At 62.8% G+C, this 22344-nt stretch carries 18 protein-coding genes; 6 read left to right on the top strand and 12 right to left on the bottom strand.

The window, feature by feature from the left end; all coding sequences use genetic code 11:
* Positions 1–5: 5 nt before the first annotated feature.
* From KXD86_RS11755 to KXD86_RS11730, 6 genes are all read right to left on the bottom strand, one after another.
* On the bottom strand, positions 6–785 hold the full coding sequence (locus tag KXD86_RS11755; RefSeq protein WP_218636199.1) for a 3-hydroxybutyrate dehydrogenase: 780 nt from the start codon (positions 783–785) through the stop codon (positions 6–8).
* 13 nt (positions 786–798) lie between these two features.
* A complete protein-coding gene (locus tag KXD86_RS11750) occupies positions 799–2163 on the bottom strand; it encodes a TRAP transporter large permease (protein WP_218636198.1) in 1365 nt (454 codons plus the stop codon).
* Complete coding sequence (locus KXD86_RS11745) at positions 2163–2801, bottom strand: TRAP transporter small permease subunit (protein WP_218636197.1); 639 nt, start codon at positions 2799–2801, stop codon at positions 2163–2165. The genes KXD86_RS11750 and KXD86_RS11745 overlap by 1 nt, the downstream gene beginning before the upstream one ends.
* 115 nt (positions 2802–2916) lie before the next feature.
* Complete coding sequence (locus KXD86_RS11740) at positions 2917–3969, bottom strand: TRAP transporter substrate-binding protein (RefSeq protein WP_218636196.1); 1053 nt, start codon at positions 3967–3969, stop codon at positions 2917–2919.
* A 330-nt stretch (positions 3970–4299) separates the two neighbouring features.
* Entirely contained in the window at positions 4300–5748 is a 1449-nt protein-coding gene (locus tag KXD86_RS11735) for a sigma-54 interaction domain-containing protein (protein WP_312846283.1), read from the bottom strand.
* 117 nt (positions 5749–5865) lie between these two features.
* Entirely contained in the window at positions 5866–7971 is a 2106-nt protein-coding gene (locus tag KXD86_RS11730) for a 3-hydroxybutyrate oligomer hydrolase family protein (RefSeq protein WP_218636195.1), read from the bottom strand.
* A gap of 358 nt (positions 7972–8329) precedes the next feature.
* Here KXD86_RS11730 and KXD86_RS11725 point away from each other — a divergent pair, with 358 nt between their 5' ends.
* Positions 8330–9265, top strand: coding sequence for an alpha/beta hydrolase (locus KXD86_RS11725; RefSeq protein WP_218636194.1), 936 nt, complete (start codon positions 8330–8332; stop codon positions 9263–9265).
* Here the strand turns inward: KXD86_RS11725 and KXD86_RS11720 are convergent.
* Positions 9234–9596, bottom strand: coding sequence for a DUF6164 family protein (locus tag KXD86_RS11720; protein WP_218636193.1), 363 nt, complete (start codon positions 9594–9596; stop codon positions 9234–9236). The genes KXD86_RS11725 and KXD86_RS11720 overlap by 32 nt on opposite strands.
* An 87-nt stretch (positions 9597–9683) precedes the next feature.
* Here KXD86_RS11720 and KXD86_RS11715 point away from each other — a divergent pair, with 87 nt between their 5' ends.
* From KXD86_RS11715 to KXD86_RS11700, 4 genes are read left to right on the top strand one after another with little or no spacing between them, the layout of a single operon-like run.
* Positions 9684–11096 carry a DUF2868 domain-containing protein gene (locus KXD86_RS11715; RefSeq protein ID WP_218636192.1) on the top strand — a complete coding sequence of 471 codons (1413 nt, stop codon included), beginning with the start codon at positions 9684–9686 and terminating at the stop codon, positions 11094–11096.
* Entirely contained in the window at positions 11093–12523 is a 1431-nt protein-coding gene (locus KXD86_RS11710) for a GTPase/DUF3482 domain-containing protein (RefSeq protein WP_218636191.1), read from the top strand. Before KXD86_RS11715 ends, KXD86_RS11710 begins: the two co-directional genes overlap by 4 nt.
* A 50-nt stretch (positions 12524–12573) precedes the next feature.
* A complete protein-coding gene (locus KXD86_RS11705; protein WP_058092911.1) occupies positions 12574–12969 on the top strand; it encodes an ectoine synthase in 396 nt (131 codons plus the stop codon).
* Positions 12970–12978: 9 nt separating this feature from the next.
* Positions 12979–14181: an MFS transporter gene (locus KXD86_RS11700; protein ID WP_218636190.1), complete on the top strand. Its 1203-nt coding sequence runs from the start codon at positions 12979–12981 to the stop codon at positions 14179–14181.
* Between the two features lie 136 nt (positions 14182–14317).
* Here KXD86_RS11700 and KXD86_RS11695 read toward each other — a convergent pair whose 3' ends face one another.
* Together KXD86_RS11695 and KXD86_RS11690 are read right to left on the bottom strand one after the other, a co-directional pair.
* A complete protein-coding gene (locus KXD86_RS11695; RefSeq protein WP_218636189.1) occupies positions 14318–15493 on the bottom strand; it encodes a type III PLP-dependent enzyme in 1176 nt (391 codons plus the stop codon).
* Positions 15494–15678: 185 nt separating this feature from the next.
* Entirely contained in the window at positions 15679–16497 is an 819-nt protein-coding gene (locus KXD86_RS11690) for an ATP-grasp domain-containing protein (RefSeq protein WP_218636188.1), read from the bottom strand.
* A gap of 145 nt (positions 16498–16642) precedes the next feature.
* On the opposite strand from KXD86_RS11690, the gene KXD86_RS11685 reads away from it, so the two are divergent.
* Complete coding sequence (locus KXD86_RS11685) at positions 16643–17488, top strand: eIF2B alpha/beta/delta subunit family protein (RefSeq protein WP_218636187.1); 846 nt, start codon at positions 16643–16645, stop codon at positions 17486–17488.
* On the opposite strand, the gene hrpB is transcribed toward KXD86_RS11685, so the two are convergent.
* The 3 genes from hrpB to KXD86_RS11670 all read right to left on the bottom strand — a co-directional run bounded on the left by hrpB (position 17442) and on the right by KXD86_RS11670 (position 22328).
* Positions 17442–19928, bottom strand: coding sequence for an ATP-dependent helicase HrpB (gene hrpB / locus KXD86_RS11680; protein ID WP_218636186.1), 2487 nt, complete (start codon positions 19926–19928; stop codon positions 17442–17444). The two genes, KXD86_RS11685 and hrpB, sit on opposite strands and share 47 nt — an antisense overlap.
* A gap of 428 nt (positions 19929–20356) precedes the next feature.
* Positions 20357–21571 (bottom strand): YbfB/YjiJ family MFS transporter, encoded by a 1215-nt coding sequence (locus tag KXD86_RS11675; RefSeq protein WP_218636185.1) that lies wholly within the window; start codon positions 21569–21571, stop codon positions 20357–20359.
* Positions 21572–21662: 91 nt separating this feature from the next.
* Entirely contained in the window at positions 21663–22328 is a 666-nt protein-coding gene (locus tag KXD86_RS11670) for an SCO family protein (protein ID WP_218636184.1), read from the bottom strand.
* Positions 22329–22344 lie beyond the last annotated feature (16 nt).

Raw genomic sequence — 22344 nt, 5'->3', positions numbered from 1 at the left:
GAATGTTACTGCATATGCCAGCCGTGACTGACCACGATGGACTGGCCAGTCAAAGCCGCAGAGGGGAATGCCGCCAGATGAACGGCCAACTCTGCTACGTCTTCCAGAGTGGTGAACTCCCCGTCCACAGTGTTCTTGAGCATCACTTTACTGATCACTTCCTCTTCGGAAATGCCCAGTTCCTTGGCCTGTTCCGGAATCTGCTTGTCCACCAGGGGCGTGCGCACAAATCCGGGGCAGATGATGTTGCTTCGCACCCCGTATTCCGCACCTTCCTTCGCCACCGCCCGGCAAAGACCAAGCATGCCGTGTTTGGCCGCGACGTAAGGGGCTTTCAGGGGCGATGCCTCCAGGGAATGCACCGAGCCCATGTAGAGCATGGTGCCCCCTCCGCTCTCGTACATATGCTTGAGAGCCGCACGGGTCACCAGGAAGGCGCCATCAAGATGCACATTCATGACTTTGCTCCAATCGGAGTAAGCAAGCTTGTGCACCGGATCAATATGCTGGATGCCAGCGTTCGCGATGGCGATATCCAGGCCACCCCACTGTTTAACCACAGAGTTGACGTTTACGTCAACTGCATCTTCATCGGTCACATCCATTTCGAGTGCGATGGCCGTGCCGCCGGCCTGCTCGATGGCAGCTACGGTGTCCTGTGCCGCCTCGAGTGTCAGGTCAGCCACAGCGACCTTGGCCCCTTCGCGGCCGTACGCCTCGGCAATGGCCCGGCCGATGCCACGGCCGGCACCGGTAATCAGAGCAATCCGGTTTTCCAGACGCATGGTTATTGTCTCCTTAATCGTAAGCCACGCTGGGCAGCCAGGTCGCGATTTCCGGTACCACGAACACAATGGCCAGTGCTGCCAGCTGGATAATGATGAACGGAATAACGCCACGATAAATATCGGTGACCTTGATCTCCGGCGGGGCCACACCCTTGATGTAAAACAGTGCAAATCCAACCGGCGGCGTCAGGAAAGAGGTCTGCAGGCACATGGCGAACAGGATGGTGAACCAGACCAGGTCGAAACCGAGGCTTTGCACCACCGGCGCGACCAGGGGCAGGATGATCAGGGTAATTTCCACCCAGTCCAGGAAGAAGCCGAGCAGGAATACGCCGAGCAGAATGGTCAGAACGACGCCATAAGGACCAAACGGCAGACCCAACAGCGCGTCTTCGATCACCTGGTCGCCGCCCAGACCCCGCAGGACCACGGAGAACGCGGTCGCACCCAGGAAGATGGCAAAGATGAACGCAGCCGTTCGGGTGGTCTGTTGCATGGAGGAATTGAGCACTTTCAAGTTCAACCGGCCAGCCATCAGGGCCAACAGCAGAGCACCCAAAGCGCCAACACCGGAAGCTTCCGTCGGGGTTGCGATGCCGGCAAAGATGGAACCGAGAACACCCAGGATGAGCGCGGCCGTCGGAACAACGGCTTTCGCCACTTCCCAGACGATGGCCCAGCTCACTTTTTCGGTGCCCGCCGGTACCGGCGCAATGTGGGGTTGCAGCATTGGCCGGATAATGGCGTAGGCCACGTACATGGCACCCAGCATGAGGCCGGGGAAGAAGGCGCCCATGAACAGATCGCCGACCGACGCTTCCGGAACAGCCAGCCGATCCGCCATCAGGACCAGCATGATGGACGGGGGAATCAGGATACCCAGGGTCCCGGTGGCACAGGCCGTGCCCACCGCAAAGCCCTTGTCGTACTTGTTCTCCATCATCACCGGCAGGGACAACATGCCGAGGAGGACCACAGAAGCACCAATGATACCCGTGGTCGCGGCCAGCAGTACGCCGATGACAATTACGGTAACCGCATAGCCGCCGCGAACGGCGCCAAAGAGTTTGACCATGCTATTCATCAGGCGCTCGGCAACGCCGGACTGGTCAAGCATAATGCCCATGAAGATAAACATGGGCAGGGCCACAAGGGTCTCGCTACTGACCACCTTCCAGATTCGTTCGGGGACCAGCCCCATGGAGGAGGAGTAGTCAAACCACAGGTTGGCCCCAAAATTCTCGACGGCGATGACGCCCACGACGGTCCAGATAACCGCGGTGCCACCCAATACCCACGCAACCGGATAGCCGGTCATCAGCAGCGCCCCGAAGGTGAGGAACATGCCGATTACGAAAAGGGTTTCAAGCTCCATCAGGACGCATCCTCTTTCTTGTTCTCACCGGATTCGATCCGGATTGGCTTCGGAAAGCCGAAAAGCAGGGCAGTGACTTTCAGCAGACGGGACAGGGCAGCAATAATCAGGAGCACGAAAGACAGCGCCAGAACGCCCTTCAGAATCCACCGGTAAGGAAGGCCCGCCGGTGCCTGGCTGGTCTCGCCCTGTTCCCAGGAGCTCACGGCATAGGGAATCATTTCGTAGACCGCCAGCACCAGGAAAGGCAACAGCAGCAACACCAAACCCAAGAGTTCAATCCAGGCCTGGCCTTTGAGCGAAAGGCGTTCATGGATGACGTCGACCCTGACATGGTCATCGGTCACCAGGGTATAACCCAATCCCAACAACCAACCGGCACCGGCCAGGTGCCACTGGACTTCTTCAAGGGTTACCGAACCCTGGCCAAAGGCATAGCGGCCCACCACCGCGTAGATGATCACGCCGGTAACCACAATCCAGAGCCAGGAAGCACTCTTGCCTATCGCAGAAATCACAGCGTCCAAAACCTGGCTTAGCCAGGTAGTCGGAAACTCTGTGTGATGATGAATAAATTGACCGGCGTCCGACGCCGATGGGTGCACATCGGGCGGTGAGCCTTTATCAGACACTGCCATACAACAGTTCCTCGTTCAGAAAGCCTGCCGTGAAACAAGGATGGCCCCGCAGGGCCATCCAGACTGGATCAGGGGGAACCGGAAGTGCTCCGGTGCCCAATGTCAGCCCCGAACCTTAGAGGTCCGCCGGAACATAGGCACGGGTGTCCCACACCTTGTAGGATTCCATGAACTCCTGCTGACTCTCGTAAACACGCTTGAAGTCGGCATCCTTAGAGGCTTCTTCCTCAAGCACTTCCTCGGTGACTTCGCGCAACTTGAGCAGAACATCGCGGGGGATCTGGTCAGCCTGAACGCCCTTTTCCTGGAATTCGGCCAGAACCTTGCCGTTCTTGTACTCACCCTCAGCCAGACCACGGGTAGTTGCCGCGGTGCAGGAAGCCTCAACCAGCGCCTTCTGGGCCTCGGTGGCTCGTGCCCACTCGTCCTTGTTGATCAGCATGTACTGGGCAGTGAACTGCTGGTGCCAGCCCGGGAACAGGTTGTACTTGACCACCTGGTTAAATCCGAGGATCTGGTCGATGGCGGGCATGGAAAACTCGGTGGCATCGATGGTGCCCTTTTCCAGTGCCTGGTAGAGCTCGCCGCCGGGCATCATGGTGACAGAGGCGCCCAGTTTTTCGAGAACCTTACCACCGAGACCGGCGAAGCGGATCTTCAGGCCCTTGTAGTCTTCCAGTGTTTCGATGGGCTCGGAATACCAACCCGCTGTTTCTGGCCCAATGATGCCGCACAGCTGTGCGTGAACATTGAAGCCCTTGTTGGCATAGGTTTCCTGCAGCATTTCATGACCGCCACCGAAGTAATACCAGCCAATGTACGCGGGCGGCTTCATACCGAAGGGGACAGCGGCAAACAGGGGAATCGCGGGCACTTTGCCCTGGTCGTAACCGATCCAGGTGTAGCCGGCAGAGACCTTGCCGTCTGAGACGGACTGGAGGATGTCGAACGGCGGAACCAGCTTGCCCGGTTCATAGACCCGGACCTGGATACTGCCGTCAGAGGCGGTGGTGAGGTTTTCAGCAACCCAGGCTGCGGGAGAACCGAGGCCAGGCAGATTGGTGGCGAACGCAACGGGCATTTTCCAGCGCAGATCCTCTGCAAAAGCGGAACCCGTCGTCAGGGCAATCGCACCGGCGATACCGGTGATGGCCTTCAAGAGTTTCATTGGCAAGTCTCCTAGCATTGTTGTTGTATCTGGCCTGGCGGTCGCAACTTCGGACAGGCCTTGTCTGAGTATAGTCAGACATCGCAGAAAACAGACCGACAAGGGTAACTGGGGGGTCCAACAATGAGCGTCAGTCTTGTTCTCTGCGTTGTTCTGACGTCCTGCACGCCGGCATTTGCAGACACCGTGCCAACCACATTTTTATCAGTTTTTTCAGCAGGATAGAGTTTCAGAGTCAAAGCCGTGCGAGGGAAAATTGTCCGGCATTCCGGACGCATTTAGACATCAGTCGTAGGGGTTTGTACGGATAACGGGACAACTGTCCCGATTTCAGGACAATTTTGCCAGCTTTTCGTACAGAACGGACCGCGAAATGCCCAGCAATTTGGCTGCACGAGTTCGGTTTCCGCGGCTGGCCACCAGCGCCTCTTCGATCGCCTGGGCTTCCGCCTCCGCAAGGGTCCGGGCCAGCGGTCGCACGGGTTGGGGAGTCAGGGACGAGACCGGGCGTTTGCCAGTGCGGGGCAGCACCTTGAAGACCGCATCGGCATCCAGCAGACCGCCTTCCTCGCCCATCGTCAGGGCCCGTTCCAGAACATTGCGCAGCTCCCGGATGTTGCCCGGCCAGTCGTAGCTGCCCAGCGCAGACACCCCGGCATCGGTGATTTCACCGCGCAATTCCAACCCTTCACAGATCTCGCCCAGCAGGGCCTCACACAGCACCCCGAGATCCGCAAGCCGGTCCCGCAATGGTGGAATGGGGATTTCCAGCACATTGAGCCGATAGTAGAGATCCGAACGGAAACTGCCGTCAGCGATCATGGCTTCCAAGTTGCGACTGGTGGCAGCAATCACCCGGACGTCCACCTGCTCGACCTTGTTCGAACCCAAAGGCTCGATTTCGCCTTCCTGCAGGGCCCGCAATAACTTGGCCTGCAGAGGTAGGGGCATGTCACCCACCTCGTCCAGGAACAGCGTCCCGCCGTTGGCAAGCTGGAACTTGCCCTCCCGGGTACGCCGGTCGGCGCCGGTGTAGGCACCCGGTGCCACACCGAAGAATTCCGCTTCCAACAGGTTGTCGGGAATGGCCGCCACGTTGACGCCGACGAACGGTTTCTCCGCCCGCGTCGACACCGAGTGAATGGCCTGGGCCAACACCTCCTTGCCCGTGCCGGTTTCACCCAACAGCAACACCGGCATCTCGCGACCGGCCGCCAGACGGGCTCGACGTTTGACCTCCAGCGCGGCGGGACTGGCGCCGACAAAATCCCCGAGACTGTAACGGGTGCCGCGGGCCTTCTTGGCCAGCGCCTTGCGGGCGGCGGCCAGATCCTGATGCAGACGTCGGTATTTGGCCACCAGAGGGGTCAAAGGCTGCAGATCGTCGTACAGCACGAACGCCACAGCGCCCACGATCCGGCCTTCCTCGTCGTAAAACGGCAGGCGGGTGACCACCAGCTGCTGCTGGTTGTGCTCCATGATGTCCAGAAGCAGCGGCTTGCCACTCTCCACCACTTCCGGCATTCGGGTCTGGGGAATCACCTGGCGCACCGGCTTGCCCACCACGCGGGACGGGTCGCCCAGTCCCAGCAGGTGGGAATAGCTGCTGTTGATCCAGGTGATCCGGCTGTCCTTGTCCACCGCGATGGCACCCGCGCTCGCCGCCTCGAACATCGGGAACAGGGCTTCGATCAGGTCACGGGTCAGCCCGCTCTTGTTGTTCTCGGTAAACAGCTGTGTCATGTACCCTGCACCACCACCGGCCTGGATGTCGTTCATGGTAAAGCCCCACGCACCCGGCAGCCCCGGATGCAGTCACGGAAGTATATGGGCCCCCTGAGGCGGGGGCAAACGGAGCCGCCCCGAAACGGAACGGGGCGGCGGTGGGCCGGAGGTTTACTCCGGAATGCGCAGTTGATTGTCCTCGAACCGGATGCGGTCAGACGCTGCGGGATCGTCACTGATCGCGGGCAGGTTGGCCTCGGTCAATGGCGTGGTGATGGCACCCCGTGGCACCGTCCGGACCACTTGGCTCGGCGGCAACCGTTGCCGGTCGGTCAGCTTTGCCCACACCAGATCCAACGCCTGGAAGTAGTAGTGGTGCAGGGGCACATAACGGTCCGCGAGTCCGGGAAACCCGTTCAGCACATCCAGGTGATGGGCGTTGAGGATTTCATAGTAACGCAGGTTGCTCCGCTCCCCCTCGACCCGCTGGTTCAAGCCGACGTAAGGTCGAGACGTGTGGTTAATGGGCAGGATCGCATCCGCGCGACCGGTGACAAACACGGTCGGCTTGCCTTGCAGGTCGCCCGAGGCCCGAACCTCGGAAATGCCCGTGGCAATGTCGGCCGCCAGGTCTGCGGCGTCGCCCTCAAGCGCGCCGCCGGTCACCGCATCGCTGCCTTGGGCCAGGCTTCTCAGGCACAACAACGCATCCAGGCCGTAATCCAGTTGGCTGGAACTTGGCGAGGCACTGGCCGCCAGGTGGGTCGGTTGGCCAAGGGCGCCGTCGTAGACCAGGTTCACACCCGCGGTCGGCGGAATGCCGTTGCTGGTGGAGAACAGGGCCGCTTCGGTCGCCGGCGCCAGAGGCGTCACCGCGCCCAGCCCGTCGGTTGCGGCCAGACTGAGACCACAGACCCGATCCTCGACACCGGCCCGGCCGTAGGCATTGGCGTAGGTCATGGAAATACTCTGCGCCACGGCGAGGCCGAAGTGCACCGGCGCCAGCAGGTTCTGCTCGGGTTGGATCGCGAAATCCTCATTGAGAATCCGCAGCGCATCGGTCGCCCGTTCGTCCAGCGTCGCCCCGGTGACCAGCCCCTTGTTCGCGAGGGAGTTGCAGATGTTTTCGCCGACGACCGGTGAGTTGAACACGGCATTCAACGGCGCGGTATCCCGGATTGCCGGCGCGAGGTTGGCACAGCCCTGGTAGATGGCCAGCGCGGTGGTGTAGTCCAGCAGGCTTCGACTGTGGTCGGTGATGACCGGCCCGTCGCCCTGGCGGATGCTGAAGCCGGTGTCCACGTGCGGGTTGACGTTCGGTTCGGACACCGCCACCCCGTCGATCAGGCCCTGACGATCCTGTTCCGCAGCCCGGACCGAGGACCCACCCCCGTTGGAGACGCTGGACGCGATCACCACCGTGTTCCCGGGCTTGAGGGTAATCAGGGTCTCACCATTGGGCAGCTGTCGGCCGTATTTCTCATTGAGCACGTAGAACCCGAACTCGATGGACTGCAGCACGTGCTGGCCCCAGTCGGCTTCCGGGTTGGCCCTGGAATGGGCATGTTTGAAGGCAAGTCGGTCCGGCCAGAGCGCGCTGAAGTCCCCGCGGGCGGTGTCGGACAGATCCGCCCGGAACTGCACGGGCTCATCGGCATCGGTCAGGGTACCGTCGAGACGTTGGGCGGAATCGGTTTCCAGGTTATGGGAGCCGGTGCCGGTACCCTTGTCGGTGTAGACCACGGCACAGCCTTTTTTCAGGCCCCACTCGCCGGCCGTGCCAATGGCACCGTAAATGCCCCGGGAGCCGGAGGAGGGCGCGGTCACCATGCAGGCATTGCGGGGATCGAAACTGTCAGGCACCTGGGCCATCACGGTGACCGGAACGTCACTGCCCGGTACCGACATGTAGGCAAGGTACTCCGCGCCGGCGATCAGGCCCTCACCGGATGCGCCCACGCTGGGACCGAAAAAGACGCCGTAGCCCCCGCCCGGGACCGTGTCGACCAGCGCCCGGTAATTGTTGTAGATGGCCAGTCGCCGAAGTTCCGCAGACGTTGGTGCAAGCGGCTCGCTGAACGCCGGCGCGGAACCGGCAAGGCCGGACGCACCGAGCCCTGCCGTCAGCAGGTCGTCGGTTATGCCATCGTAGGTGGTCAGGGCGATGTCGCCCTCGATAAATCCGGGCACGGCGTTGAAGGCGGGATTGTCGTTCGCCCAGGCACTGGGGACGAGCACAGAGACACCGAGGACGGTGCCCAGTATGATTCGTTTCATGGTCGTTCCTTGTTTGTTGTTGTTGACGAACAGGCTCCGACCCCGGGCCGAGCCCTGCGAAAGTGGCCATGCGGATCCTGTGCCAATTGCCCAGGACGCTGTTTTTATTGAGTTAAATGAAAACCTCGACGGGAATTGGCGAACCTAATCCGGGTTTCCGGACAGTTGGAAGGGCGGCAAATCCTGAAAACCGGCGTCTCCGGGCTGCCTGACCGGTGCGTCCTGTGGCCCGGACACTGTACTGAATACCGGACACCTCCTTCGAATGGCACCCGGCGCGCCCACCGCATCCGCCCGCCGTCCCGGATCGTACACACTGCCAGGGCAATTCCATGGCGCGCGACGAGGGCAGGCAGTGATGGATCAATTCAGGAACTTACAACAGCTCGCGGCGTTGTTGCTCGGCTCGGTGTTGGTACTGGCCGGATGCGCCAGCCATCAAAACGCCCCCGACGGCCAGATCAGCGTCGTGACGACCCCGTTTTCGGTGGAACGAAACCTGCGGTTTTCGCCAGCCGATTGGCCACAGGCGCTGTTCGCGGACCTGTACCTGCCGGACCGGTCGTCGCCGCCGGTGGTGCTTCTGGTGCACGGTGGCGGCTGGGAGCGCCGCTCCCGCGACGACATGACCTGGATCGCCGAGGAACTGGCCAGCCATGGGTTCGCAGTAATGAACATCGACTACCGGTTTGCTCCGGACTACACCTTCCCGGCCCAACTCCACGACCTGCAACTGGCCAGGGCCTGGCTGAACCGCAACGCGGACCGGTACCAGCTGGATGCCTCCTCAGTCAGTGGTTTCGGATTCTCCTCGGGCGCCCACCTGGTGACCCTGCTCGCGGTGGTAGCCAGTTCCGACAGCAATCTGAACCAGCCTTTCGGTGGTCCGGATACCCGACTCAACGCGGTCGTGGCCGGCGGCCTGCCCGCCGACCTGACGGCCTTCGACTCCGGCCCCCTGCTGCGTCAGTTTCTCGGGGGCCCCGAGCAGGAGATTCCGCAGGTGTACCGCGACGCCTCCCCCATTACCCACGTCACTGACGAGACGCCGCCGGTTTTCCTGTTCCACGGAGGTATGGACGGGCTGGTACCCTTCAGTCAGGCAGAGCAGTTCCAGGCGGCGCTCGCCGCCCATGAGGTCGACAACGAGCTCTACAAGATGCATTTCAGAGGTCACATCACCAGCTTTCTGACCGCCGGTGACGCGGTGGCCGAGGCCATTCAGTTTCTGGTGAGGCAGGGTAAATCGAACGGCGGAGGTGTTAACCGATCCGAAGAAAGGGCAGGAGGCTGACGCCGGCAATGACGACGACGGCGACCACCGCCGCGAGCGTACGTACTGGCCGCCGCCGGATCATTGCCCAGACACCGCGGCCCTCGCCCGCGGCCAGGCGTTCACGAAAGGCCTGGCGCTGTGTGTCGAGGCGCTGCCGCTGGTACTCATCGAGCAATGCCCGTGCCCGGGCGGCCTCATCGTCATCGTGGACCCAGAAGCCACCCATGCTGATGCCCCAGCGGCTGGGCGGGGTCTCGTAGTAACGCACATCATGGGTCTCGAACAGCGCACGGATCTCGTCCGCCTCGTCATCGGGGACATGACGGAGATTCATCAGGTGGTGGGGCATGGAAGCTCGTTATCTGGTATCGATGGCCGGAATCCCTATATCCTAGCATCAACGGACGACACACAGAATTCACCACCGGGACACTGCATGACCGACAGCCCCCTCCATCTGTTGCTGGAGTTTGACGCCCGCAGCCAGCGGGACCAGGACCAGCCGCCGGCCTTCCTCCATCGCCGCGATCGCAAGTTTGCCCTGGGCTGCGAGCAGCGGGGCGAAACCCCGGATGCCCGAGGTTGGCTCGAGCACATGGCGCGGCTGAGCGGTCCCGGCGATCGCCCGTCCATTGCCGATAAAACTGACCGGCTCTGGAGCCGGTTCAACGCCGGCTTTGCCGCCGCGGGCGTGCTGCTGGGGGCGTTGACCATGCTCGGCCTGCTGTTCTATGACAGCGGCCAGCGCATCAACATCACGGTCTTCCTGGCCTTTGTGGTGCTTCAGCTGTTGCTGGCGGTGTTTACCACCGCCCAGGCCGTGGTGGGCTGGCAGCCCTGGCGGTGGCTGACGCGCCGGATAGTTCCGCGGAGCCCAACCGGGGTGGCCAACCGTCTGAACCCGGTTCTGATGGCCCGGGCCGCGCACCTTGGAGGCCTCGGTTTTGCACTGTCCGGCTTGCTGACTCTGCTGGCCATGGTGGTGGTTCAGGATCTGGCGTTCGGATGGAGTACCACCCTCGAGACCAGCGCTCCGGGCTACCACCAGCTTGTGGTCGCCGTGGCAACCCCCTGGAGCTGGCTGTGGCCTGCCTCGGTGCCTGATCTGGCCCTGGTGGAAGCCACCCGGTTTTTCCGGGCGGAGGCCGGGACCGGCGCCATTGAGCCCGGACGCTGGGGCCAGTGGTGGCCCTTCGTCACCATGCTCTGGATTACCTGGGTCCTGCTGCCAAGGTGCCTTCTCACCCTGGTCTCGGTGGGACTTCTGCGGCGACGCGCGAGGCAACTGCTGGCCAGCCACCCCGCCATGCATGCCCTGATGTACCGGATGGAAACGCCCGCCCTGGATACTGGCAGCCAGCACAACGATGCCGGCGATATGCCAGACACCGCTACTCGGGCAACCGTACAGGCATTGCCGGAGAGCGACATCCTGTTGCGCTGGGCCGGCGCCGGCGAACCGGAATTGCCGCGCACCCTGACCAGCGCAACCACACGCACGCTGAGTGCCGGGGGGGCAGCAAGCCTGGCCGACGATCAGGCGGCGTTGGGCCAGATCGACGAATGGCTCCGGAAAGGTCCGTCCCAGGCGGTCATGGTCGTCACCCGAAGCTGGGAGCCCCCGACCGGAGAGCTGCAGGATTTTCTTGCCGCCGCCCGCGAACGCTGGCCGGCCGGGACTCAGGTCGCCCTGGTCCCCCTGGCGCTGGACGCCCGCAAAGAGCCGGAAGCTCACCTGCTTCGCCAGTGGCTGCGCTTCGCCGAGCGTGTGGGCGAGGACTTTGTCGGCGTCTGCGCGCCTCGGCTGGAGTGGCGGGACCCCTACGCCGAGCAGGAGGGCGTGTCATGAACGCCGCCCCGGTATTTGCCGTCGTCGGTCATCCCAACAAAGGCAAATCCAGTGTCGTTGCCACGCTGTCCCAGAACGATGCCATAGCCATTGCCCTGGAACCGGGCACCACCCGCCAGCGCCAGGCCTACCCGTTGAGCGTCGACGGTCGCACCCTGTACACCCTGGTGGACACCCCGGGCTTCCAGCGCCCGCGCCGGGTGCTGGAGTGGCTGCACGCCCACAGTGTCTCCGCCTCCGATCATGCCGAAACTGTCCAGGCCTTCGTCACCCAGCATCAGGGCGATGGCCGGTTCACCGATGAGTGCGAACTGCTTACCCCGCTGATTCAGGGCGCGGGCATCATCTACGTGGTGGACGGTTCGGTTCCCTACAGCGCCGAACACGAAGCGGAGATGACCATCCTGCGCTGGACCGGCCGACCCAGTCTCGCCCTGATCAACAGCATTGGCAGCGACGACCACAGTGATACCTGGCAGGCAGCACTCGGCCAGTTCTTCCAGGTTGTCAGGAAGTTCGACGCCGTTCGTGCCCCGTTCGAGCAACATCTGAGCCTTTTGCGGGCGTTTGGCCAGCTTGAACCCGCCTGGGAAGAGCCCCTGGCGCAGGCCACCGAGTTTCTCTCCCAGCAACGCCGGAAACGTCGGCAGCAATCGGCGGCGCTGATTGCCAGGGCCCTGGAGGACATGATGGGCTACCGGGAGAAACGTACCCTGACCCTCGACCAGGCTGCCGCAACCAGCGACGCGGACCTCGCCGGACAGCTGCGCCAGCGCTGGTACCGACACCAGCGGAAGCGGGAACAGACCCTGCGCATCGACATCGAGCACCTGTATCAACACCAGCGCATTCAGCGCCAGGAGGCCGAGCTGCAGTGGCACAGCGACCATGACCTGTTTTCCGAGGACAGCCGCAAGCACTGGGCCGTGGGCAAACGTTACCTGGCCACGGCCGGTTTTGGTGCCGGTGCGGTCAGTGGCGCCGGAATCGATGCGCTGACCCTGGGCCACTCCCTGGGCGCCGGCGCCCTGGTCGGCGGTCTGATCGGTGCCGCCGGAAGCTACCTCTATGGGGACCGGCTGGCACTGCCGGCATTGAACATCGGAGTCCTGCAGGACGGACTGAAGACCGCCACCTTCGGCCCTGTACAGGACAGCCAGTTCGGCTATGTTGTACTAGGGAGGGCCGTGGATCACTGGTGGCATATCAGCCAACGCAACCACGCCGGACGGGATCTTCTGGACCTCGAACCGGCCGATCACCACTGGCTCGAAAGCCTCGACAGAAAGTGCCGGCAGGATATCCAGCAGGCCTTCGACAAACGCCGAAAGGGCCGGCCCCTTGATGACGCGCAGCGCCAGAAGTTCACCGCTGCCATCGAACAGGGCATGGTCGCTTACGACGAATGGCGGTTGAACCGGACCTGAAAGGGATGTTTATACTGTACGGCTATTCCATCACATAATGAGGAATGCCAATGAAAATCGTACGAGTGCAAGACATCATCGGTACCGAGCGGGAAGTGACGGGTCCGGGCTGGACCAGTCGCCGGATGCTGCTGAAGAAGGACGGCATGGGGTTCTCCTTCCACGAGACCATCATCCCGGCAGGCGCCGAACTGAACCTCTGGTACAAGCATCACCTGGAAGCCGTCTACTGCGTCGCCGGCAACGGCAAGATTCTGGACAAGGCCACCGGTGAAACCCACGAGATCACCGACGGCACCCTGTACGCACTCGACAAACACGATCAGCACACCCTGTATGGTGGCACCGAAGACATGCGCCTGATCTGCGCATTCAATCCGCCGGTTACCGGCCGCGAAGTCCACGATGAAGACGGTGCTTACCTCCCGGATACCGGCGAAGACTGATTCTCGCCTGTGGCTGAAACCGGAGCCGCACCCGCACCGCCACCGCCAGCCAGACTGCTGCCGGTGGCGGTCTTGCTTTGGTTCGCTGGAGTCTATCTCCGGATTCCGATCCTGGTGGCCCCGCCGCTGGCGCCTTTCATCAGTGACGAACTGGCCCTTTCCCAGGCCCTGACCGGGGCCCTGACCACACTGCCGATCCTGATGCTGGCCGTGGGCTCCATACCCGGCTCCCTGTCGATTGCCCGTCTCGGGCCACGCAATACCCTGGCCCTGGCCCTCGTCATCATGGTGATCGGCTCCGCCGGCCGCGGCCTGGTCCCCGATACCCTGACGCTCATGGTGGCCAGCGCCGTGATGGGACTGGGCGTGTCCATGATGCAACCGGCGCTGCCGGCCTTGCTGCCACGCTGGCTGGAGCCCCATCACCTCGCGCTCGGTACCGCGATTTACATGAACGGCATGCTGATGGGCGAGTTCATTGGCGCCGGGATCACCCTGCCGGTACTCATGCCATTGCTGGACAACAGCTGGCGCGCGACACTGCTGGTCTGGTCACTGCCCGCCTTGCTGGTAGCCGCGGCGCTGTTCCTGCCCAAACGGGACCGCAGCCGGCCGGTGCGTAACGTGGCCTGGTTACCGGACTGGAAAAACCCCCTGACCCTGCGCATCGGCCTGTTGCTCGGTCTGTCCGGTTCCCTGTTCTTCGGCCTGAACGCCTACATGGGCAACCTGCTGCAGTACCAGGGCCAGTTCGAACGACTCCCGGACGCCCTGTTCTGGTACAACCTTGCCCAGGTCTTCGCCTCCCTGACCATGCTCAAAATGGCCCGCTACTGGGTCGGCCGCCCCGGCGTCATCGCCACTCTGGCCAGCCTCGCCATCCTCGGCGCCATCGTTGCCGTCCTATCCAGCGGCTGGTGGTCGATCGTAAGCGCCACCCTCATGAGCCTGGTCGCCGGCATGCTCCTGATCCTGCTCGTGGCCATCCCGCCCCTGGTCGTTTCCTCCGCTGAAACCGGCCGCCTGTCCGCCGGCACCTTCCTGGTGGGCTACACCGTTGCCTTCACCGTGCCCATGCTCGGCGGCGTCCTGGCCGACTGGACCGGCGACGCCCGGCACGCCCTGATGGTGATGATCGCCTACGCCCTGATGGTGCTACCCCTGGCCTTCACCCTCGACCTGCAACGAAAAAAGGGCCAACCCGAAAGCTGACCCTTTCCAAACGTGTCCGCACCCACGTCAAAGAGCCGTGGGGCGGGTATACATTTCCCGCCAGAAATGGCTGTCTGAGCGCAGCGAGTTCCATTTCCAAGGGAAATGTATACCCGCCCCGCGGCCACCTCCGATTTTAGATGTAGTAGTCCTTCAACGGAGGAAACCCGTTAAACTCCACCGCACTGTAGGTGGTGGTATAGGCCCCCGTCGACAGCCAGTACATCCGGTCCCCGATCGCCAGATTCAGCGGCAGCGGGTACTTGTGATGCTCGTACATGATGTCCGCACTGTCGCAGGTCGGCCCCGCAATCACGCAGTCCTCGCCTTCGCCCACCTTATCCGTCCAGATCGGAAACTTGATGGCCTCGTCCAGGGTCTCGATCAGCCCGGAAAACTTGCCCACATCCGTGAACACCCAACGGTGCAGCGCGGTCCGGGACTTGCGGGAAATCAGAACCACCTCACTCACCAGCACACCGGCATTGGAAATCAACGAGCGGCCCGGTTCAATGATGATCTCCGGCAGATCGGCGCCAAAATCCTCGTGCAGGAAGCGCGAAATTTCCTCGGCGTACACCTTCAGCTCGTTGGTACGGGTGATGTAGTTGGCCGGAAAACCGCCGCCCATGTTGATCATCTTCAGCTCAATGCCGTCTTCTTCCTTCAGGCGTTCGAAGATGACCTTCACCTTGTTCAGCGCGGCATCCCAGGCGCCGATCTCACGCTGCTGGGAACCCACGTGGAACGACACACCGTAGGGCACCAGGCCCAGGTCCCGGGCCAGGATCAGCAGATCCATGGCCATGTCAGTCTGACAGCCAAACTTGCGCGACAGCGGCCAGTCAGCCGTCAGCGTGCCTTCGGTGAGGATCCTGACGTACACCTTTGAGCCCGGCGCGGCCTTGGCAATGTTGCGCAGGTCCGCTTCGGAGTCGGTGGCGAACAGGCGCACACCCTTCTCGTAGAAGGTGCGGATGTCCTTGGCCTTCTTGATGGTGTTGCCGTAGCTGACCCGGTCACCGGTCACGCCCAGAGCCAGCACCTTGTCGAGCTCGTACACCGAGGCGATATCGAAATTCGCGCCCTTGTCCCGCAACATGGTCAGAATCTGCGGGGCCGGATTGGCCTTCACCGCGTAATACACCTGGGCGTACGGGAATCCTTCCACCAGTTCGTTGTACTGACGATCGATGGTCGCGGTATCGATCACCACGAACGGGGTTTCCCGGGTATCGGCAAAGGCTTTGATCCGGCTAAAGGTCTCGGCGTCGTAGTAATCGGCGAGATTGGCGTTGGCTGACTCGGTCATGGATCGTGTGTCCCTCCACGGGGCAAACAGACATAAAAAAGGGGCGCTACAGCCTGGCTGCAGCCCCCCGGGAATTGGCGCGATCATCGGGCTTTTTTCAGGACCCGGATATGAGCAGATTTACTCATACGCCGGGATGCCGTAAAACCGCTCCGAGTCGTCGCTACGCGGCCGTTGGCCGGTGTTCAGACCGCCGCGGGCCAGGCGATTTCCGGGCCCGTGGGATCGTTTGGCCCGGCCGGCTCATTCTGCCGGCGCAGGTACTCCAGGATGGCGTCCTGAAGTTCGCTGCCCTGACCAAGGCCCTGGTTGCCAAACAGGCGGTTGAACTCCAGAACGTAGGGGTAGCCGTCCACCAGCGCGATGTCGAAGCCGGCGTGGTCCACCTCCAGCTCCCGGGCCAGCTTCAGGGCCAGATCGGTCACCACCGGCGGCACCGGGCTATTGTCGACCCCCCCGCCCCGCGCCAGGTTGTTGTAGAACCCCTGATCCGCCTGCGTCCGCCAGTAGGCTGTCAGCACCCGGTCACCAATCACCACGACTCGGGCATCCCGGTCGATGGGCAGGTACTCCTGGACATAAAGCACGTCCGTCACCTCACAATAGCGGTTCCAGTCCGCCCGCGTCTCGATCAGCCAGACCCCTTCCCCCATGCTGGCCTTGGGCAGTTTGGCGACAAACGGGTGGGGCATGGCGCTCCAGATCTGGTCCCGCTCATGGGGGCCATTGGCCTCGATGACGGTCCAGGGAGTGTGGGCCGGGGCCACGGTCTGGAACGCGCGGGTCATCTCCACCTTGTCATGACCGATCCGGTAACTGGCCACGCTGGGGAAGACCCGGCACTTGAGGCCGTGCACCAGCGCGTTCAGCTGCCAGTATTCCGGGAACAATACCCAGTCGGCGTCCCGCAGCCGTTCCCGGTGGCGCAGAAAATCATCCGGCTTGAGGACGGTGATATCGGGCAAGCCAAGGGTGCGAAAAACGTTGAAGGAAACCAGATTCATGACCACGCCCAGACAGGTTAAAAATTGTGCGCAATTCTATTCGGAGTTGGCCGGCTGGCAAGTTATTTTTTGGCGATCTGCAGCGCTCTGACCAGACGGCCATCTGCTAGTCTGATGGGTAACGGCACGAACCTATGGAACTGCCATGCCCGATTATTCAACCAACCCAGTGCTGTCGCGGCTCAAGAACGATTGCCAATCCGGCGCCACCCAACTGGCGCTGCAAACCCTGCAGGATCTCGCGGACTATCTGTGTGCCGCCCATCCGGACCCCAAGGCACTGAGCGGGTTGCTGACCGAGCTCCGGCGGGCTCGCCCCAGCATGGTGGTGATCGGAAACGCCATCGAACGGATTGAGACTCGCCTGAACAGTGACGACGAACCCTGGAAGCAGGTCGAGTCGGTACGGCGGGACCTCGAGGCAACGGCGGACCGGATCGTCAAAAACGCGTTGGCCCAGATCGACGAGGGCGCGGTGATCATGACCCACAGCGCCAGCTCCCTGCTGATCCGGCTGTTCCGGGAACTGGTGGAGGCGCAGGTCCCGTTTTCGGTGATCTGCACCCAGAGCAGTCCCGGACACGAAGGCCACCGTCTGGCCGCGACACTGAATGAGCTTGAGGTGCCCGTCACCCTCATTACCGATGCCCAGATGGCACTGTTCGTGGCGGAGGCCGACCTGGTGATGACCGGTTGCGACAGCTGGCTGGCCGACGGCCATTTTGTCAACAAGAGTGGCACCCATCTACTGGCGCTGGCGGCTCACGTTCACAACACCCCGTTCTGGGTGTTGGCCGATACCTTCCGCGACAGTCCGGACACCCTGGAGTCGGTCCACCTGGAGGAACTCCCGGCCGATGAACTGCAGGCCCCGGAAGGCCCATGGATAACCCCCCGAAACGTCTATTTCGAGCCGGTACCCGAGCAGCTCATCACCGGCCGGATCAGCGAGCTGGGCGTTTCTTTGTGCCCTGCTGCGCTTCGGCGGTGAAGGGGTCCTCGGGCCAGGGGTGCTTGGGATAGCGCCCGCGCATATCCTTGCGGACTTCCGGGTAGGCATTGCCCCAGAAACTGGCCAGATCCGCCGTGACCGCCAGCGGCCGCTGCGCCGGGGAAAGCAGGTGAATCACCACGGGTAACCGGCCTCCGGCCACTCTGGGGGTTTCGGTCCAACCGAACATGGCCTGCAGCTTCGCGGCCAGGACCGGCCCATTGTCGGCGGTGTAATCCAGTGAAACCTTCTGACCGGTCGGTATCGTCAACGACGTCGGCGCCAGCTCGTCCAGGCGTTGCTGTTCCGGGTAGTTCAACAGGCTTTGCAGCGTCGGCACCAGCTCCAGGCGCCGCAGATCCGCCCAGCGCTGCATGCCCACCAGAAACGGCGCCAGCCAGGTGTCGAGGCTGGCCAGCAGCGCATCGTCACTGACGTCCGGCCAGTCTCCGGGAAACACCCGGGCCAGCAGATTCACCCGGGCCTGCCACTGACGTGCTGCCTCGGTCCAGGGCAGGCTGTCGAGGCCCTTGGTCCGGACCGCGTCCAGCAAGCCTTGCTGAATCAGCGCCGGGTCGGGATGGGGCAGCGCCGTCTCAGCCAACACCAACTCCCCAAGCTTCCGGACCCGCCTGGCAATCACAGTGCCCCGCCGGTCGTCCCAGGTCGCTTCCTCGCGTTCCTCGATGTGGGTGGCCAGATCCTGCTCCAGATCCCGAACCTCGACCGGCGATGCCAGATAGATCGTCGCTTCACGGGATTCGCCATCCAGGTCGGCAGCCACCAGCCAGTCGTGCCGGGCCAGGGCGTCGTCCTCTCGCAAGGTCGCCCCCTTGCCGTTGCTGAGCTGATACCGGGGTGCCTGCCCTGACCGGCGCCGTCCGATGCGATCCGGGTAGGCCTGGGCCAACAGCCGGCCGACCTCGAACTCGGTCGGCACCGGGCCTTCACTGACTGCTCCGTTCCGGAGTCGTTTGGCGGCCTGGCGGATGGCGGTCAGACGCGACGGATCCAGATTTCGATGGCCCCTTTCGCCGTGGAGCACCCGAACGCGCTCGTGCAGGTCGGCACCGGCCCCCGGCCCCATCAGATCCCGGTCACCGAGCAGGGCGGCCAGGTCCGCCGCAAGCCCCGGCAACCCCAGTGCTCGGCCTCGCAGAACCAGGTGGGCCAGACGCGGATGCACACCCAGCTCCCGCGCCGCCTTGCCGTGTTCGGTGATGGCGCCATCCACATCCAGCATGTCCAGCCATTGCAGCAGTGCAACGGCCTGGTGCCAATGGGCCTCCGGTGGCGGGTCGATCCAGGCCAACTGGTCCGGCGTTCGGGCCCCCCACTGCGCCAGTTCGAGCACCAGGGGTGCCAGATCCGCCTCGCGGATTTCCGGCGGTGTAAAGTCTGCCAGCCCGAATTGCTCGGACTCGCTCCAAAGCCGGTAACAGACCCCGGGCTCGACCCGCCCGGCCCGGCCTTTGCGCTGCTCCGCCGAAGCCTTGGAGACCCGCCCCGTCTTCAGTCGTGTCATCCCGCTATTGGGATCAAACACCGCCCGTCGCTGCTGGCCGCTGTCGATCACCACCCGGACGCCCTCGATGGTCAGACTGGTTTCGGCAATCGCCGTGGCCAGCACCACCTTGCGCTCGCCTTCCGGCGCCGGCGTGATCGCCCGGTCCTGTTCGTCCGATTTCAGGTTGCCGTACAGCGGCGCCACCCGAATATGGCCCGCCAGTTGACCCTGCAAACGCTGTTCGGTCCTGCGGATTTCTCCCGCCCCGGGCAAAAACACCAGCACCGAGCCGGACTGGTCCCGAAGCGCCTCGTGGACCACGGCAACGACCCGATCCACGATCCGGGACGGCCGGCCCCGAGCCGAATCCGGTCGATACATGACCTCCACGGGAAACGCCCGGCCTTCGCTGCGGATCACAGGCACGTCGCCCAAGACCCGAGCAATGGGCGCGGTATCGAGGGTCGCCGACATCACCAGCACCCTGAGATCCTCCCGCAACGCCTGCTGGGATTCCCGCACCAGTGCCAGCCCGACATCCGCCTGCAGGGACCGCTCGTGGAATTCATCGAACAGCACCGCGGCGTAGTCCTCAAGCATGGGATCGGCCTGGATCAGACGGGTCAGAATGCCCTCGGTCACCACCTCAATGCGCGTGGCCTCGGACACTCGGGTATCAAGGCGTGTCCGGTAACCCACAGTCTGTCCCGGCTTCTCCCCCAGCTGCTTTGCCATGAACCGCGCCGCCGACCGGGCCGCCAGCCGCCTCGGCTCCAGCATCAGGATCTTGCGCTCGGCCCGCCAGGGCGCATCCAGCAAGGCCAGTGGCACGCGGGTCGTCTTACCGGCACCGGGCGGTGCCTGCAGCAGCGCCGTGGTGGCGTGTTCCAGGGTTTGTTTTAGCTCTGGGAGTATGGCGTCTATTGGGAGCATTTTTCAGCTTGGTTCAGGACTGCTGGGTTTGGGGGAGGGGCACGGGAATAATTTGAATTTCTGATCGGAAAAGAACTCGCTGCGCTCAGACACCTTTGTCCGTTCAGAAATTCAAATTACCCCCATACCCTCAGGGAACTCCAGTTGTCGTTACAGATTACCACGATCGAACCTAGGTTAAGTCGATACGAGACTTTCAAACCACGCCAGATAACACTCCGATAACCGGGCTCTTACCTTCGAACTCTCTGCCTCCAGTAACCAACCTCTTTATTAATCTTTCATCTTTAGCGATATCGGTGTTGTCAGCTAGAGCGGGGTGGTGGGGTATTTTTTTCCGCCAGAAATGGATGTCTGAGCGCAGCGAGTTCCATTTCCAAGGAAAAAAATACCCCACCACCCCGATCAATCCCGCCAAACCACAAGTCCTACAAAGACGACCGACCATGCCAATCCCCAGCCAGAGGCACAAAAAACACAAACACCAACCCAAACCCCAACGCTGCCACCCCAATCCCGAACGCCGACCCCAGAGTCCCGCCCATATCCAGCCACTGTTTCGTCAACCACGGCCCAACCATCTGTGTGAAGCCGTAGAGTGCCACCATGGCAGCCGACAACCGGGGGCCCTGGTGTGGATGCAGCGCCCGGCCAATGCGCTGGGTCAACAACACGGTGCCCAGGAAGGTACTGCCCACCAGGGCCGCGCACAGTACCAGGCCAATGGCGCCCGGCCACAGCACGGCCGCCAGTACACCAAGGAGTTGAATCAGGAAATTGAGCTTCAATGCCGGCAGATCGCCGAGTTTCGCCCCCAGTTTGTTCCAGATCCAGGGCGCGGGAATGGTGCACAGGGCCACGATCAGCCAGGTGCCATCAAGCATCCAGTGATTCGCGGGCAGCTCAAGGGTGGCCAGCAGGGGCAGGAAGGTCATTGGCAGGATATAGCCCAGGCCCGCACCGGCGTAGGACAGGAACAGTGGGATGCTGGCCCGGTCGAGCAGCGGAGTGGTGTCTGCGGCGTGACCGGGGTGGTTCTGTGGACGCACCGGAAGGTCCAGTTGCATTAACCGGGCAGCTCCCCACCAGGCCAGCGGAATGGACAGCACCGCCGCTGGCCACCAGCGCTGGGCACCGGCCAGCAACTCGGAACTGCCGGTCACCAGGCCACTGGAAACCAGCAGGCCGAGCCCGACCCCGATGTACACCAGGCCGCTCATGGAGGCGCGGTTGCGAAGCACCAGCCATTCCAGGATCAGGGCCGGGGCGTGCACGAACACCATGCCGTTGGCGACGCCGTTGAACCAGCGACTGGCCGAGATGAGGGTCAGGTTGTCGGTCTGGGTGACCAGCAGGGTGGTGAGCACATGGACCGCAAGGGAGACAGGGAGCAGGGTGCGGATCTGGTCGATGCGGTACCACCGGATGGCCAGCAGGGCGCCCATCAGGTAGCCGAGGTAGTTCCAGGTGGCCACGGCAGCGCCGTCGCCGGCACTGAACTGGCCGTCCTCCACCAGATAGGGCAGCAAAGGCGTGTAGATAAATCGGCCCAGCCCGTGGACAACCAGCAGCACGATCGCTCCGGCCGCAAGCACGGTGAACAATTGGCGAGGCGTGGTACAGCTTTGGGGATTCGACGGCATGGGCTCGGCTCGTGGTTTTCCAGCCGGAGAGTCTAGGTCACAACGGGGTGCCTGTCAGTGTGACCTTGGCCGTAGCGCTCATGCCGACGCGTCAGGAACTGGCCTTCAGCCGATTGTCCCGGGCCCATTCGTAAATCCGTTCGAACGCCTCCGCGAGGGATTCGGGATCATGGGGAGGCTGGATCACAGCGGCCAGCTTGCCGTCCGGATTCAGCAGCGCGAAGTGACCACTGTGGTCCACCAGCAGTTCGCCGTCGACCTCCCGATGGACAAACACCGCATTCAGGCTTTTTGCCAGCGCCCGCAGGGTATCCAGATCACCGGTCAGGCCATGGAAGTGTTCGCCGAAGAACCCCGTGTACGCCTTGAGTTTGTCCGGGGTGTCATGTTCCGGATCGGCGCTGACCAGCAGGTAATCCGGTTGTGGCAGTTCGTTCGAAAGCAGCTGGTCGGTACGGCGAAGGTTCGCCATGGCCGCCGGGCAGATGTCCGGGCAATTGGTGTAGCCGACAAACGCGAAGGTCCACCGGCCTCTGAGGCTTTCCCGGGTTACCGTCTCGCCTTTCTCATTGGTCAGGGTGAACGCAACCAGTTCCCGCGGCTGGTCATAGACATAGGTATTCAGCTCCGCCAGCTCCGGTGCCGGCTCGGGCTCCTGGTCACCGACCAGATAGACCTGGCGCCCGATGACCAGCCCGAATACCAAAAGCACTACCAGCAACAACGAAAACAGGGTCAGGCGAATCGAGCGGTTCATCAAGGGTCTGGCACCA

Origin of the sequence: Marinobacter arenosus (assembly GCF_019264345.1) — a bacterium.
Classification (GTDB): Bacteria; Pseudomonadota; Gammaproteobacteria; order Pseudomonadales; family Oleiphilaceae; genus Marinobacter; species Marinobacter arenosus.
This window is presented reverse-complemented; position numbering and strand designations above follow the sequence as displayed.

What these genes read in the sequence shown, in the direction of transcription:
- KXD86_RS11755 (WP_218636199.1), bottom strand. Translation starts at nt 785, where the DNA reads ATGCGTCTGGAAAACCGGATTGCTCTGATTACCGGTGCCGGCCGTGGC.
- KXD86_RS11750 (WP_218636198.1), bottom strand. Translation starts at nt 2,163, where the DNA reads ATGGAGCTTGAAACCCTTTTCGTAATCGGCATGTTCCTCACCTTCGGG.
- KXD86_RS11745 (WP_218636197.1), bottom strand. Translation starts at nt 2,801, where the DNA reads ATGGCAGTGTCTGATAAAGGCTCACCGCCCGATGTGCACCCATCGGCG.
- KXD86_RS11740 (WP_218636196.1), bottom strand. Translation starts at nt 3,969, where the DNA reads ATGAAACTCTTGAAGGCCATCACCGGTATCGCCGGTGCGATTGCCCTG.
- KXD86_RS11735 (WP_312846283.1), bottom strand. Translation starts at nt 5,748, where the DNA reads ATGAACGACATCCAGGCCGGTGGTGGTGCAGGGTACATGACACAGCTG.
- KXD86_RS11730 (WP_218636195.1), bottom strand. Translation starts at nt 7,971, where the DNA reads ATGAAACGAATCATACTGGGCACCGTCCTCGGTGTCTCTGTGCTCGTC.
- KXD86_RS11725 (WP_218636194.1), top strand. Translation starts at nt 8,330, where the DNA reads ATGGATCAATTCAGGAACTTACAACAGCTCGCGGCGTTGTTGCTCGGC.
- KXD86_RS11720 (WP_218636193.1), bottom strand. Translation starts at nt 9,596, where the DNA reads ATGCCCCACCACCTGATGAATCTCCGTCATGTCCCCGATGACGAGGCG.
- KXD86_RS11715 (WP_218636192.1), top strand. Translation starts at nt 9,684, where the DNA reads ATGACCGACAGCCCCCTCCATCTGTTGCTGGAGTTTGACGCCCGCAGC.
- KXD86_RS11710 (WP_218636191.1), top strand. Translation starts at nt 11,093, where the DNA reads ATGAACGCCGCCCCGGTATTTGCCGTCGTCGGTCATCCCAACAAAGGC.
- KXD86_RS11705 (WP_058092911.1), top strand. Translation starts at nt 12,574, where the DNA reads ATGAAAATCGTACGAGTGCAAGACATCATCGGTACCGAGCGGGAAGTG.
- KXD86_RS11695 (WP_218636189.1), bottom strand. Translation starts at nt 15,493, where the DNA reads ATGACCGAGTCAGCCAACGCCAATCTCGCCGATTACTACGACGCCGAG.
- KXD86_RS11690 (WP_218636188.1), bottom strand. Translation starts at nt 16,497, where the DNA reads ATGAATCTGGTTTCCTTCAACGTTTTTCGCACCCTTGGCTTGCCCGAT.
- KXD86_RS11685 (WP_218636187.1), top strand. Translation starts at nt 16,643, where the DNA reads ATGCCCGATTATTCAACCAACCCAGTGCTGTCGCGGCTCAAGAACGAT.
- hrpB (WP_218636186.1), bottom strand. Translation starts at nt 19,928, where the DNA reads ATGCTCCCAATAGACGCCATACTCCCAGAGCTAAAACAAACCCTGGAA.
- KXD86_RS11675 (WP_218636185.1), bottom strand. Translation starts at nt 21,571, where the DNA reads ATGCCGTCGAATCCCCAAAGCTGTACCACGCCTCGCCAATTGTTCACC.
- KXD86_RS11670 (WP_218636184.1), bottom strand. Translation starts at nt 22,328, where the DNA reads ATGAACCGCTCGATTCGCCTGACCCTGTTTTCGTTGTTGCTGGTAGTG.